10 protein-coding genes are annotated in these 13,445 nt (G+C 55.6%); 4 read left to right on the top strand and 6 right to left on the bottom strand.

The window, feature by feature from the left end; genetic code table 11:
- Window positions 1–206 precede the first annotated feature (206 nt).
- A complete protein-coding gene (locus JM656_RS14360; RefSeq protein ID WP_203358376.1) occupies window positions 207–1,280 on the top strand; it encodes a LacI family DNA-binding transcriptional regulator in 1,074 nt (357 codons plus the stop codon).
- Here JM656_RS14360 and JM656_RS14355 read toward each other — a convergent pair.
- The 4 genes from JM656_RS14355 to JM656_RS14340 all read right to left on the bottom strand — a co-directional run bounded on the left by JM656_RS14355 (window position 1,277) and on the right by JM656_RS14340 (window position 7,605).
- The gene (locus tag JM656_RS14355) at window positions 1,277–2,539 is read right to left on the bottom strand and encodes a DUF1479 domain-containing protein (protein ID WP_203358375.1); all 1,263 of its coding nucleotides are present in this window, start codon (window positions 2,537–2,539) and stop codon (window positions 1,277–1,279) included. The two genes, JM656_RS14360 and JM656_RS14355, sit on opposite strands and share 4 nt — an antisense overlap.
- A gap of 704 nt (window positions 2,540–3,243) precedes the next feature.
- Window positions 3,244–4,059: a Cof-type HAD-IIB family hydrolase gene (locus tag JM656_RS14350; protein ID WP_203358374.1), complete on the bottom strand. Its 816-nt coding sequence runs from the start codon at window positions 4,057–4,059 to the stop codon at window positions 3,244–3,246.
- Between the two features lie 208 nt (window positions 4,060–4,267).
- Window positions 4,268–6,700 carry a glycyl radical protein gene (locus JM656_RS14345; protein WP_203358373.1) on the bottom strand — a complete coding sequence of 811 codons (2,433 nt, stop codon included), beginning with the start codon at window positions 6,698–6,700 and terminating at the stop codon, window positions 4,268–4,270.
- Window positions 6,701–6,705: 5 nt separating this feature from the next.
- Window positions 6,706–7,605: a glycyl-radical enzyme activating protein gene (locus JM656_RS14340; protein WP_203358372.1), complete on the bottom strand. Its 900-nt coding sequence runs from the start codon at window positions 7,603–7,605 to the stop codon at window positions 6,706–6,708.
- A 134-nt stretch (window positions 7,606–7,739) separates the two neighbouring features.
- Here JM656_RS14340 and fsa point away from each other — a divergent pair, with 134 nt between their 5' ends.
- Entirely contained in the window at window positions 7,740–8,402 is a 663-nt protein-coding gene (gene fsa / locus JM656_RS14335; RefSeq protein WP_203358371.1) for a fructose-6-phosphate aldolase, read from the top strand.
- Between the two features lie 40 nt (window positions 8,403–8,442).
- Here the strand turns inward: fsa and moeB are convergent, their stop codons facing one another.
- Window positions 8,443–9,192, bottom strand: a complete 750-nt coding sequence (moeB, locus tag JM656_RS14330) for a molybdopterin-synthase adenylyltransferase MoeB (protein ID WP_203358370.1) — start codon at window positions 9,190–9,192, stop codon at window positions 8,443–8,445.
- Window positions 9,192–10,427: a molybdopterin molybdotransferase MoeA gene (gene moeA, locus JM656_RS14325; protein WP_203358369.1), complete on the bottom strand. Its 1,236-nt coding sequence runs from the start codon at window positions 10,425–10,427 to the stop codon at window positions 9,192–9,194. The genes moeB and moeA overlap by 1 nt, the downstream gene beginning before the upstream one ends.
- 189 nt (window positions 10,428–10,616) lie before the next feature.
- On the opposite strand from moeA, the gene iaaA reads away from it, so the two are divergent.
- Window positions 10,617–11,582, top strand: a complete 966-nt coding sequence (gene iaaA / locus JM656_RS14320) for a beta-aspartyl-peptidase (RefSeq protein ID WP_203358368.1) — start codon at window positions 10,617–10,619, stop codon at window positions 11,580–11,582.
- Window positions 11,569–13,440 carry a glutathione ABC transporter ATP-binding protein GsiA gene (gene gsiA, locus JM656_RS14315; RefSeq protein WP_203358367.1) on the top strand — a complete coding sequence of 624 codons (1,872 nt, stop codon included), beginning with the start codon at window positions 11,569–11,571 and terminating at the stop codon, window positions 13,438–13,440. Before iaaA ends, gsiA begins: the two co-directional genes overlap by 14 nt.
- Window positions 13,441–13,445: the final 5 nt, after the last annotated feature.

The raw sequence follows: 13,445 nt of genomic DNA, 5'->3' as shown, positions 1-13,445 counted from the left end.
TATAGTCTAAAGCTGACATACAACTAGTATGGGAGTGGTGTAACAAATTCACCTTAAGGGAGAAAAGAGGTGGGTAATAGCGGATTTTGTGCAAGCTTTCTCATAACGATTGTCTTTTATTTGTCATGATGCGCCGGACACCCGTTACTGCTTAATCTCAGGGTTATGAAAATTTTTTCATTTGCCCGATGGAGCGAGATCACAAAATGGATAAAAGGCTCAAAATCGCCGAAATTGCCGCCCGTACGCAGCTCTCCATCAGCACCGTTTCCCGGGTGCTCGCGGGGAAGGCCAACACCAGTGAAAAAGCACGCAGTAAGGTACTGGCCTGCGCGCGGGAACTGGGAGTGATGGACGGTATGGCGGCGGGGCGGCTGCTGCTCAATAACCTGTTGGTTTTTGCGCCACAACGGGCGTTTGATGAGCGGTCCGACATCTTTTACTACCGGGTGCTCCAAAGTTTAAGTAAAGGGCTGGCTTCCCATGAGGTCAGGCTACGCTATTGCGCGCTGGAAGAGCTGGACAGCGATGCCCAGCTTTTTCTGACGCGTATTAACGAGCCGGAAACGCAGGCAGTCATGCTGCTGGGTATCGATGATCCGCATATTCATGATCTGGTGGTGGATGTCGGGAAACCCTGTATGTTGATCAACTGTCGCGACAGAAGACAGCGTTTGCCTGCGGTCGCGCCTGACCATCGCGCGATTGGCGAGCTGGCGGCTGACTATCTGTTTGAGATGGGCCACCGGGAAATCATGAACGTGTTCTGTCTTCGTCGTTACACGATGGAACTTCGGCTGGCGGGCGTTCGCGATGCCTGGCAGTCGCATAATCTGACGTTTAATGATCAACGCGATTTGCTGGTGGTGCCCAGTTTCAGCGCGAAAGAAACGGAGCTGCAGGTAAGCGAATGGTTGAAGCACACGCCAGCCAAAGCGCTACCGACAGCGTTTCTGGTGGGCGGTGATTTTATGGCCGCAGGGACGATCAGCGCGCTGCAAAAGCAGGGGTTGCGTGTGCCGCAGGATGTCTCGGTAATGAGTATCGACGGATTTAATCTGGCGACGATTCAGGATGTTCTCTTAACTGCCGTTCATGTCCCGCGCGATGCGTTGGCAATAGAGGCCGTGCATATGCTCCAGCAGCGGCTTATGCGCCCCGATGCTCCGGTCGGTACGCTGTTGCTCAATGGTTCGCTGGCAATACGCGAATCTGTCCGGCGGATACGTCAGGGAAAACGACGCACCGCCGTCGAGAGAGAAGGGCTGTATGACGATTAAGCCATACCCAGCGCGCGCTTACCGTGAATATTCAAATCATCGAGCGTAAAGCGTCCTTCCCAGTTGGTTTCATAATCCTCGCGGGGGAAGTCGCCCGGCGAGGCGCCTTTCTCCAGTGCTGCTTTGACTTTGTGCGCGTAAGCCAGATTTTTTTCGCACAAAGGCGCGGCGGGGATGTACATCACGTTACCCCAGCCTTGCTGATTTTCGACGGGGGCCACGGAGTGAATGACGTCGCAATGCCACCAGACGGAGTCACCGGCTTCCAGTTGCGGAATGCTGGTTAACGCTTCAATTAACAACGGATGCCATTGTTCAGAAATGGGCAATACTCTGCCTGGCGCGACGCCGCACAGTTCATCTTCCGGAACATCATCCAGCAGAGGGCGTAACAGGACATACGCCATCGCTTCCGGGATCGGCACCACGTGCAGCAATCCCTGGCCGGGCAACATATCGGAAAGCGCGGTCCAGCCCTGGAAAGTACGGAACACTGAACATTTGGTGGTGTTCTCCACGGTGTACTCTTCCACGTCGGTACGGTGCGCAGCGTTCCACGGATCGTACTGATCGACATTGCCGCCAAACACCTGCGCGAAGACCTGTTGATACGCAGGGAGCAGCCAGCGTTCCAGGGCGCCAGAATCGGTATGCGCGCCGAGACCTTTTGAGGTTGTTCCCGGCGGGCGGCGGCGAATACGATCCGGGTAGATAACGCTCACATCCGGGTTAAACCACTGCTTACCGTCGCTTTCAAAGGTCCACAAACGGTTGAGGAACGACTGGGCGTTAACCATCTCCTCGCTTTGACGCGCCTGCATTTGCGCCTGTGACCAGTAGATCGGATAAATTTCCGGTCGGGAGGCGGACAGTGTCCCGAAAAAGTTATCGCCCGGACCTTTATACACCTCGTCAAAATGGTTGCGATCCAGGTAGTCGAGCATCGACTGATCCCAGTCCAGCGCCTGTTCCCGCGGGAAATGCCGCTTAATGACCACGCAGCCGTGTTGTTTAATCTCTTCTCGCTGGGCGCCTGTGATGCGACCTGCTTTCATGTCAGCGTAAGTGAGTTCAGGCCAGACAGTTTCGTCGCGTGCTTTACGCGCATTAATGTCCGCCACGCGGGTTGCAATCACATCACTGAGCTTGTCAAAAACCTGCTGAACATCACCGATTTGTGCTCGCAGCGCTTTCTTCATCTGCCGGATAGCGGATTTGTGGTCGGCGGGTAACGTATCGCTGGTAAAGGTAAGAGCCATAAACACCTCACTTAAACTTTCATTCGAAAGAAATATAACTTACAAGTGATACTTTAAGTTAAAAATAAGTTAATGCAAGTTGAAATTTTCGACAGTGTGAAAAGAATGCTGAGTGAGGAAGAAAAATTTGAGCGCAATGCGCTAAGAGGGGGAGTTCAGGAATTAGGGAGAACCTTTTACTCTGGTGAAGGGTGACTCACCGCTGCCTCCCTGCGGGCCGTCCCGGCCAGTCGTCAACGTCTCATCGATTTTCAGCCGGACCGTGGTGTCGCTTCCGCATTCTGACTTTCAGTGATTTCCGTTTGGCTGTTTAACCAAAAACTCAGGTGGTCAGGTGTGGGGAGAGTCCGGCTGAAAATTGCCGACGTGTTTCCGTAAGGCCGGGGAACCCGCAGGGATGCGGGTTCAGGGCGCGTTTTACAGGGACGTTACCTCGCGCCCGACCCGGTAGCCTGGAGGAATAAGCGGAGGTACACCGCGAAGCGGCAATTTTCCTGCCGGGAGCCGGGATTGTTAAGGGAGCAGCGATAGCTCCCTTAACCCGTTCACGGGACATGAAAATGCCAGAGAAGCGAGGAACATAAAGTGAACGGAACCCTTCGCAAAACCAGCATGTTGAATCTGCAGGGTAAATGCCTTATTGCTTTTTGGTTGGTCAGTGCTGAACCAACCGGCATTAAATCACAACGCTCCAGATTGCTGATTCATTCATTGAACGGGGCGGTTTTATCCAGTACGGCCTGAATAACATTCAACGCGCCCTGGTGATTATTATCGTCAGTGGCATAGCGAGAGAGGGCTTTGATGCTGTCTGCGGCATTCTTCATGGCGAAGGAGTAGCGCGCCATTTTCAGCATTTCCGCGTCGTTGCCGCTGTCACCGATGGCGACCACATTTTGCGGTGACAAATTCCAGCGTTTTAACAGGCGGCTAATGCCGTTGGCTTTATGCAGACCCGGAATGATCAGATCAATAAAGCCGAATCCGCTGGTGACCGGTTTCATAATACCGTCCAGCGCGGTATGCAGCGTGTCGATCATCATAGGGATCTGCTGATCCGGTAAATTCAGTGAGAATTTAAACAGCACGTCGTCGATATCGTGATAATCCTTCACCGGTTTCAGGCGGTGATAGTGTTTTGACATCAGCGCCACAAAGGCGTCGGGGGCGTTTTCGCTGATGTACGCGCTTTGCAAACCACAGGCGACGAAATTGAGCTGTTTATCTTTTAACAATTCACCAATCACGATGCGCGACTCATGGCGGGTCAATTCGCCGTGAAACAGCTGTTTGCCATGCTCAAAAACCAGCGCACCGTTTTCGGCGACAAAAGAGATTTCATCTTTGAGTTCGGGGAAGAAGGAGATGAGTTGGTAATACTGATTGCCGCTGGCGACGACAAATTCAATATCGCGTTTTTTCAGTTCCTGATACTGCGCCATAAAACGCGCATGATCGTACTGCTTGGCGTCGTCGAGAAAAGTCCCGTCCATATCGGTGACGATAACTTTTACGGTCATACATTGCTCTCCAGAATATTACTGCGACTAGCAACATTCTAATAACAATGTGACCTGAAGCACAAATTTAATTTCGAATGAAAGTGGGAGGGGGTACAGACGCTGTAGGCCGGATAAGCGTCAGCGCCATCCGGCAATCGTGAGGAGTGGCTGCCGGATGTCGGCGTGAACGCCTAATCCGGCCAACAACTTTTATGCCATCGTCTGTTTACAGCATATGTTCAGTACGGGCGATGATATCGTCCTGGGCATCCGGAGAGAGCGCGGTGAAGAAGGCGGAATAGCCTGCTACACGCACGACCAGGTCGCGATACTGGTCCGGGTGCTTTTTCGCTTCCAGCAAGGTTTCACGCGAAACGATGTTGTACTGAATATGCCAGCCTTTGTGCTCTTCAAAGAAGGTGCGCAGCAGGATCATCAGCTTCTGCTTGTCGGACTCGTTTTCCAGGGTGGCTGGATTCAACTTCTGGTTAAGCAGCACACCACCAAGAATGGAGCCGGTCGGCAGTTTGCCGACGGAGCCAATCACCGCCGTGGGGCCAAGGTGGTCAGTCCCGGAAGAGGGGCTTGCACCTTCCGCCAGCGGCGTGTGGGCTTTGCGGCCATCCGGCGTTGCCATCGTCGCGGCGCCAAAAGGCACGTTGGCAGAAATAGACGACGTACCGGCGTAGTAGTTGCCGCCCGTCGGGCCACGACCGTAACGCGGGTTATGGTACTGTTTCAGTTCGTCGATATAGGTCTGGTAAGCACGGGCCAGCAGAGTATCGACGCTATCATCATCATTACCGTACTTCGGCGCGCCGTTGATCAGACGCTGACGCAACTGTTCGTGGGTCAGCCCCTCGAAATCGTCAGCCAGTGCCGCCGCCAGCTGTTGTTGACCAATCGCACCCTGGTCAAAGACCAGTTTTTTCACTGCGGCCAGGCTGTTGCCCAGGTTGGCGATACCCACCTGCAGACCCGAAACCCAGTCATACTTCGCGCCGCCTTGCTTGATGCTTTTCGCCCGCTCGATGCAGTCATCGACCAGCGCCGAACAGAGAATGTCATGTACGTTCTCTTCCAGCATGGTATCGACCACATACTCAATTTCGATCGATTTACGGGTGTAGTAGCGGATCTGGGTATCCCAGGCTTCCATCACTTCGTCGAAATTGTTGAAGTTACCGGCAGAGAGCGCTTTTTCCTGCGGCAGGAAGACTTTCCCGCTGGTGGCGTCACGACCGCCTTCCAGCGCCGCCAGCATCACGCGCGCAAAGTTAATAAAGCTCATCCCGGTGCAGCGGTAACCCCATTTGCCGCCAACGGCGGTTTCGATGCAGCCGATTGCCGCGTAGTCGTAGGCGTCCTGCGGGTCGATACCGAGTTTAATAAATTCCGGAATAACGATTTCGTCGTTGTTAAAGGCCGGCATCCCAAAACCACAGCGAATCACCTGTACGCAGGCGTCGAGGAAGTCATTGCTCATCCCGGCGTGGTAGCGCACGCTGAGGTTTGGCTGCGTTGAACGCAGACGACCACAGGATTCCAGAATGGCATAAGAGAGCGGGTTAACCGCATCCATCGGCTGGTCGTTAACCAGATTTTGACCGCCAATGGTGACGTTCTGATACAGCGGGCTACCGGCAGACGCTTTGGAGTGGGAGCCAGAGCGGATTTTGTTCACTTCCAGCAGTTTCAGCCAGCAGCTGTGCAGCAACTCAATGGCGTGCTCGCGATCCAGCGTCTGGTTCAGCTCGACGTCGCGACGGTAGTACGGATAGAGGTACTGGTCCATACGACCGAACGAGACGGAGTGGCCGTTAGACTCAATTTGCAGAATGAGCTGGATGAAGTAGCACAGTTGCAACGCCTGCCAGAAGGTTTTTGGTGGTTCGTGAGCGATCACATCGCAGTTTTCCGCCATGGCCAGCAGTTCGTCGCGGCGGCTTTCGCGCGTTTCGGTGGCCGCCATTTCGCGCGCCAGGTCGGCAAAGCGCTCGATGTGCAGACTCACCGCGTCGAGAACGATATCAATTGCTTTGAGGAACTGATCGCCGTGCAGATCTTCCAGACAGGTGAGGTTAATGCGGGAACGACGTTCGTCGACTTTGTGGCGCAGGCCATCGAGCCCTTTTTCCAGCACCAACGGGAAGTTGACCGCCAGATGCGCATCGCCGGAGGTCATGTTGCCTTCGGCCTTGATGATCCCCGTTTCCAGCAGACCTTTTTGCTCATCGGTAAACATGCCGTAGCAGCGATCCTGAACGGTCTGTCCGCGCCACCAGGGGCAGACTTCATGCAGCACGCGTTTGTTCTCTTCGCTGACCGCAAAACCCGCACCCGGACGATCGGCGAGGTCATCGATCTCTTTTTCAATCCACGAGACGGTGTATTCCGGGAAGATAGGCGCAGCGCGGACTTCACTTGCCTGGTTGCCGATGATCAGCTCGTCGTGTTTGATCCAGATGGTACGTTCCGCCAGATGATGCGCCAGCGCCAGAGCACGACGAACCGGGATAGGCTTATTCAAATGCTGCTGGTACATCTCGGTGTAGTGCTGGGCGCGTTCGGTACATACCGGCGGTTTCACAATATGGATCAGCGCAGTTTTGTGTGCCTTGATGCGGTCGCTGAGTGTATCCAGTTTCAGTGTGGTCATGGGAATTATCCTCGTAAAGTCGCGGTCAAACCTTTCGTGCTGGCGTACTGTTGCGCAAAGTCGAGCAGCGCAGGCGCATCAAGCGGTTTGTCTGGGGCGTTGTAGGGTTGACTGAGTAAGTGGTATTTGTTGATGCCCAGCGTGTGGTAGGGCAGAAAATGGATTTCACCGACGTGCAGTTCGTCGGCGGCAAAATCGGTAATGGCTTTTATCGCCTCTTCATCGGCATTAAAGCCCTGAATCAGCGGCACGCGAATAATGATTTTTTTCCCTGCGGCAGCCACTTTTTTCAGATTTTCCAGCACCCGGGCGGCGTTGCCATCGGTCCATTGTTTGAACGGCGCGTCGGCAACATGCTTCAGGTCTGCCAGAAACAGATCGATATTCGGTAACGAGGGCGCAATGTATTTCCAGGGCACATGCAGGCAGGTTTCAACGGCAGTATGAATGCCTGCATCATGGCTGGCTTTGAAAAGCGCGGCCGCCAGTTCCGGCTGCATAAACGGTTCGCCGCCGGAGAGGGTAATTCCACCGCCGCTGCGATCGTAAAAGGGTTTATCGCGCAACACGGTGGCCATGATCTCTTCCTCGCTTTTCATCTCGCCGCACACGGTTAACGCCTGTGTCGGACAGCAGTCGGTGAGCGCATTGATATGGGCGTCGTTCAGTTTCTCACGGTGGATCAGCAGGCCATTCAGCGTACGCTCGCACACACCTGGGGCTGCCTGAGCGCAGAGATCGCACCCTTCCAGGCACAAACGCGCATCGTATAAAAGATCCTGCGTACGCGCGCGGCTCTCCGGGTTCTGGCACCAGCGGCAGCTCAGGGAGCAGCCTTTGAGGAACACCACGGTTCGTATACCTGGGCCATCGTGAGTGGAATAGCGCTGAATGTTGAAAATCATAAAACGGCCCTCTTGTTTCGTATAAAGATTAAATTACTTTCGAATGAAAGTTATATTGACGCAAGTCAACTAACCGAGCAGTTTTGCCGTGGTATCGTGAATCCATGCTAAATCTCACAGTTTGAGGAATGATTATGGAACTCTATCTGGACACTTCTGATGTCGATGCCGTGAAAGCCCTGGCGCGCGTTTTTCCGCTGGCGGGTGTCACCACCAACCCCAGCATTGTGGCCGCAGGTAAAACGTCGCTGGACGTGTTATTGCCTGAGTTATATGAAGCGATGGGCGGTAAAGGACGTTTGTTTGCCCAGGTGATGGCCACCACGGCAGAAGGAATGGTCAGCGATGCGCGCCAACTGCGGGCGATTATCCCTGACATCGTGGTGAAGATCCCGGTTACCTCAGAAGGTCTGGCCGCCATTAAATTGCTGAAATCCGAAGGTATTCCAACGCTGGGGACGGCGGTTTACAGCGCTGCGCAAGGGCTGCTGGCAGCGCTGGCTGGAGCGGATTACGTTGCGCCGTACGTGAACCGTCTCGATGCGCAGGGCGGTGATGGTATTCAGACGGTCAATGAACTTCAGCAACTGCTGCACATGCATGCGCCGCACGCTAAAGTCCTGGCGGCCAGCTTCAAAACGCCGCGTCAGGCGCTGGATTGCCTGTTGGTAGGGTGTGAGTCTATTACTCTTCCACTGGATGTCGCCCAGCAGTTGATCAGCTCGCCGGCGGTGGATGCTGCGGTGAAGAAATTTGAGCACGACTGGCAGGGAGCCTTTGGGCGGACGTCTCTGTAAGTTCAGATACCGGGTGGGCGTTATGCTCACCCGGTCTTGTTTACTTCCCGCACACCTCACAGCCCGGATTGCGCATCAACTTCATTTCGCGGAACTGGCAGGTCATGGCGTCATACATGACGATTTTGCCAGAGGCAGGCTTTCCGTACTGCGCCAGTAATTTAATCGCCTCCATGGCCTGCAACGAGCCAATCACGCCAATCAGCGGCGCCATAACGCCTGCCTCCACGCAGGTCAATGCGTTCTCGCCGAACAAACGGCTCAGACAGCGATAGCAAGGTTCACCGTCCTGCCAGGTGAAGACGGTAATTTGGCCTTCCATGCGGATGGCCGCGCCGGAAACCAGCGGCACTTTTGCGGCGAAGCAACCCGCGTTGAGCTGGTTACGCACCGTGACATTATCGGTACAGTCCAGCACCAGGTCATGCTCAGCGATCAGCGCATGGAGGGCTTCATCCTCCAGCAGGGCGTTAACCGGGGAGATAATGATATGCGGATTAATACGCATCAGCGCGTCACGGGCGGATTCGACTTTGGGTTGCCCGACCGTCGCGTCACTGTGCAGCGTCTGACGCTGCAAATTGGAGACTGACACCGTATCAAAATCGAGCAGCGTCAGATTGCCAACCCCCGCGCTTGCCAGATATTGCGAGGCCGCACATCCCAGTCCACCCAGCCCGACCACCAGCACGCGCGCCGCTTTTAAGGCTTCTTGCCCGTCAAAATCGAAGCCACGCAGAATGATTTGCCGGTTGTAGCGCATCATCTCCTGGTCGCTGAGTTCAGCCATTACAGACCTCCAAACAGCGCGTTAAACGGCTCGACTTCCACCCATTCGCCCGCTTCAACATTGCCGCGATCGCGCTCCAGCACAATAAAGCAGTTCCCCATGCTAAAGGAGCTGAAAATATGCGAACCCTGATGTCCGGTGGTGGTGACTTCCAGTTCACCCTCGGCGGTACGCTGTAGCACGCCGCGCTGAAAATCGAGACGCCCGGGGGTTTTCTTCAGACGAGAGGCGGTGCGCACCCGCTGGCGCGCGGGCAGTCCGCCAGCGGTATTGCCGCTGAGTTTGGCCAGCAGTGGCTGAACAAGTTGATAAAAGGTCAGCGCGGCGGAGACCGGGTTGCCCGGCAGACCGCAGAACCAGCTGTTGTTGAGTTTGCCAAAGGCGAACGGTTTACCGGGCTTAATGGCCAGCTTCCAGAACGTAATTTCGCCCAGCTCTTCCAGAATCGTTTTGGTGTAGTCCGCTTCGCCGACGGAGACGCCGCCGGAGCTTATCACCACATCTGACTGGCTGTCCGCTTCCACAAATGCGGCGCGTAAGGCGTGCGGGTCGTCGCGGATAATGCCTAAGTTGATAACGTCGCAACCGAGCTGTTCCAGCATCAGATGCACCGTTAAACGGTTGGTGTCATAAATTTGCCCGTCGCTCAGCGGCTGACCCGGCAGTTGCAGTTCATCACCTGTCGAGAACAGCGCCACGCGCACTTTACGTACCACCGGAACGTCTGCGATGCCCAGCGAGGCCAGTACCGGCAGTTCTGCAGTGGTCAGGCGCGTTCCCGCCGGGAACACAGTGGCGCCAGCGGTAATATCTTCTCCGCGATGGCGAATGTTTTGCCCGGCGCGGACTTCCGCCGTAAAGCGCACACCTTCGTCCGTTTGTTCCGTTTGTTCCTGCATTACCACCGCTTCGCAGCCTGCCGGGACGGGAGCACCGGTCATAATACGGATACAGGTATGTGCAGGCCATTCACCCTGAAAAGGCTGCCCGGCAAAGGCTTTACCGGCCACAGGAAGAGGCTTACCGGAGTCCAGATCGCCTAAACGAACCGCATAGCCGTCCATCGCCGAGTTATCAAACCCCGGCACATCGAGGGGAGAGACAACGTCGTTTGCCAAAATGCGACCAAAACACTGAACCAGCGGCAGCGTTTCGACAGCAGTAAGAGGGGTAATGCGCGATAACATTTGCGTGAGTGCCGATTCAAGCGGCATTAATCCGGCGGTAAATTCCATGGAAATACTCCTGCGGGGCAAATTCGAATCCGTCTATTATGTCAGAAAATGCCAGCAGACTGTATGCCACCTCGGGCTTAACCTTTACATGCTGCTTGCATCTTTCTATATTCAAAAATCGAATGAAGAATTCACAATAATTCTGATATTTATAGCAAAAGTGTGTGCCACCGTTAATGGACGACAAAAATGGGCAAAGCAGTCATTGCGATTCACGGCGGCGCAGGCGCCATTTCCCGCGCGCAATTGAGCCAGGAGCAAGAGCAGCGCTACATCCGGGCGCTGTCCGATATTGTTGAAGCAGGGCAAAGGATGCTCGAAGCGGGGGAAAACGCGCTTGATGTGGTGACGGAAGCGGTGCGCTTGCTCGAAGAGTGCCCTTTATTTAATGCCGGTATTGGCGCGGTGTTTACCCGGGATGAAACCCACGAACTGGATGCCTGCGTCATGGATGGCAACACGCTAAAAGCCGGTGCCGTCGCCGGGGTGAGCCAGTTGCGTAATCCGGTGCTTGCCGCCAGGTTGGTGATGGAGCATAGCCCGCATGTCATGATGGTCGGTGAAGGGGCGGAAAATTTTGCGTTTTCGCAGGGAATGGCCCGTGTTTCACCCGATATTTTTTCGACTCCCCAACGTTACGAACAGTTGCTGGCGGCACGTGCCGCAGGCGAAACGGCGCTCGACCACAGCGGCGCGCCGCTGGATGAAATGAAAAAAATGGGCACTGTCGGTGCAGTTGCACTGGATCAATACGGCAATCTGGCGGCGGCGACGTCAACCGGCGGCATGACCAATAAATTGCCTGGACGCGTCGGCGACAGCCCCCTGGTGGGCGCGGGGTGCTATGCCAATAATGCCAGCGTCGCGGTGTCCTGTACGGGAACCGGTGAGGTGTTTATCCGCACGCTGGCGGCCTACGATATTGCGGCGCTGATGGATTACGGCGGACTCAGCCTTGCCGACGCCTGCGAGCGGGTGGTGATGGAAAAATTACCGGCGCTGGGCGGTAGCGGCGGATTAATCGCCATCGATCATGAAGGAAATGTCGCCCTGCCGTTTAACTGCGAAGGCATGTATCGTGCCTGGGGATATGCCGGGGATACACCAACCACGGGGATCTACCGGGAAAAAGGGGACACCGTTGCCACACAGTGATGAACTGGACGCCAGCGATGTACTGGCCGTCAGCAATCTGAATATTGCGTTTTCACAAGAGCAGCAACGCGTTAGCGCGGTGCGCAATCTTTCGTTTCGCCTCAAGCGTGGAGAGACGCTGGCGATTGTCGGCGAGTCGGGGTCGGGGAAATCGGTCACCGCGCTGTCGTTGATGCGCCTGATTGAGCAGGCCGGGGGAGAGATTCAGTGTGATGAAATGCTCCTGCGTCGCCGTAATCGTCAGGTGATTGAGCTGGGTGAGCAAAACGCGTCTCAGATGCAGAGCGTGCGCGGTGCGGATATCGCCATGATCTTTCAGGAGCCGATGACCTCGCTCAACCCGGTGTTTACGGTGGGGGAGCAAATCGCCGAGTCGATCCGTTTGCATCAGGGCGCCAGTCGCGAAGAGGCGATGGCGGAAGCCAAACGGATGCTCGACCAGGTGCGTATCCCCGAGGCAAACGCCATTTTATCCCGTTATCCGCACCAGCTTTCCGGTGGTATGCGCCAGCGTGTGATGATCGCGATGGCGCTGTCGTGTCGCCCGGCCGTGTTGATTGCGGATGAGCCGACGACGGCCCTGGACGTCACGATTCAGGCGCAGATCCTGCAATTGATCAAAGTGTTACAGCAGGATATGTCGATGGGGGTGATTTTTATCACCCATGATATGGGCGTGGTGGCTGACGTCGCCGATCGGGTGCTGGTGATGTATCAGGGCGAGGCCGTGGAAACCGGCAGCGTTGAGCAGATTTTTCATGCGCCGCAACACCCGTATACCAAAGCGTTACTGGCGGCAGTACCGCAACTGGGGGCGATGAGCGGACAAGCGTTTCCGCGTCGTTTCCCGCTTATTTCACCAGGCGAACCACTACAACGCGAACCGCAGACAGCGCAGGATACGGTCGTCGCAGGCGAACCTATCTTGCAGGTGCGTAATCTGGTGACGCGTTTTCCGTTGCGAAGCGGCATCTTTAACCGGGTGACCCGGGAAGTCCATGCCGTAGAAAATATCAGCTTTGATCTCTGGCCGGGGGAGACGCTTTCGCTGGTGGGGGAGTCCGGCTGCGGCAAATCCACGACCGGACGCGCGCTGTTGCGGCTGGTGGAATCGCAACGCGGCGAAATTACCTTCAACGGTCAGCGTATTGACACGCTTCCGGCGGGCAAATTGCAGCCGCTGCGCCGGGATATCCAGTTCATTTTTCAGGATCCTTATGCCTCGCTGGATCCTCGCCAGACGGTGGGATACTCCATTATGGAGCCGCTGCGTGTTCATGGCGTGCTAAAGGGCGATGCGGCAGCGTCACGGGTGGCCTGGCTGCTTGAACGTGTCGGTTTGCGCCCGGAACATGCCTGGCGTTATCCGCACGAGTTTTCCGGGGGACAGCGCCAGCGGATCTGCATTGCCCGCGCGCTGGCGCTCAATCCAAAAGTGATCATCGCCGATGAGGCCGTCTCGGCGCTGGATGTCTCTATTCGCGGGCAGATCATCAATTTGTTGCTCGATCTCCAGCGGGAGATGGGGATCGCTTATCTGTTTATCTCCCACGATATGGCGGTGGTTGAGCGAATCAGCCATCGCGTAGCGGTGATGTACCTGGGGCAAATCGTGGAAATTGGCCCTCGCCGCGCCCTGTTTGAGAATCCGCAACACCCCTATACCCGGAAGTTGATGGCGGCCGTCCCGGTGGCCGATCCTTCCCGACATCGGCCACAGCGTGTGCTGCTGTCTGATGATATCCCCAGCAATATTCGTAAGCGTGGGGAGCAGATTACGCCCGTGTCATTGCAGCTGGTTGGGCCGGGTCATTACGTTGCGCGTGTGCAGCCGGAAAATGCGCTTTCGCGTTTATAACATTC

The organism is Citrobacter sp. R56 (genome assembly GCF_016811995.1).
Taxonomy (GTDB): domain Bacteria; phylum Pseudomonadota; class Gammaproteobacteria; order Enterobacterales; family Enterobacteriaceae; genus Citrobacter_D; species Citrobacter_D enshiensis.
This window is presented reverse-complemented; position numbering and strand designations above follow the sequence as displayed.

What these genes read in the sequence shown, in the direction of transcription:
- fsa (WP_203358371.1), top strand. Translation starts at nt 7,740, where the DNA reads ATGGAACTCTATCTGGACACTTCTGATGTCGATGCCGTGAAAGCCCTG.
- JM656_RS14360 (WP_203358376.1), top strand. Translation starts at nt 207, where the DNA reads ATGGATAAAAGGCTCAAAATCGCCGAAATTGCCGCCCGTACGCAGCTC.
- JM656_RS14345 (WP_203358373.1), bottom strand. Translation starts at nt 6,700, where the DNA reads ATGACCACACTGAAACTGGATACACTCAGCGACCGCATCAAGGCACAC.
- JM656_RS14355 (WP_203358375.1), bottom strand. Translation starts at nt 2,539, where the DNA reads ATGGCTCTTACCTTTACCAGCGATACGTTACCCGCCGACCACAAATCC.
- JM656_RS14350 (WP_203358374.1), bottom strand. Translation starts at nt 4,059, where the DNA reads ATGACCGTAAAAGTTATCGTCACCGATATGGACGGGACTTTTCTCGAC.
- moeA (WP_203358369.1), bottom strand. Translation starts at nt 10,427, where the DNA reads ATGGAATTTACCGCCGGATTAATGCCGCTTGAATCGGCACTCACGCAA.
- moeB (WP_203358370.1), bottom strand. Translation starts at nt 9,192, where the DNA reads ATGGCTGAACTCAGCGACCAGGAGATGATGCGCTACAACCGGCAAATC.
- iaaA (WP_203358368.1), top strand. Translation starts at nt 10,617, where the DNA reads ATGGGCAAAGCAGTCATTGCGATTCACGGCGGCGCAGGCGCCATTTCC.
- JM656_RS14340 (WP_203358372.1), bottom strand. Translation starts at nt 7,605, where the DNA reads ATGATTTTCAACATTCAGCGCTATTCCACTCACGATGGCCCAGGTATA.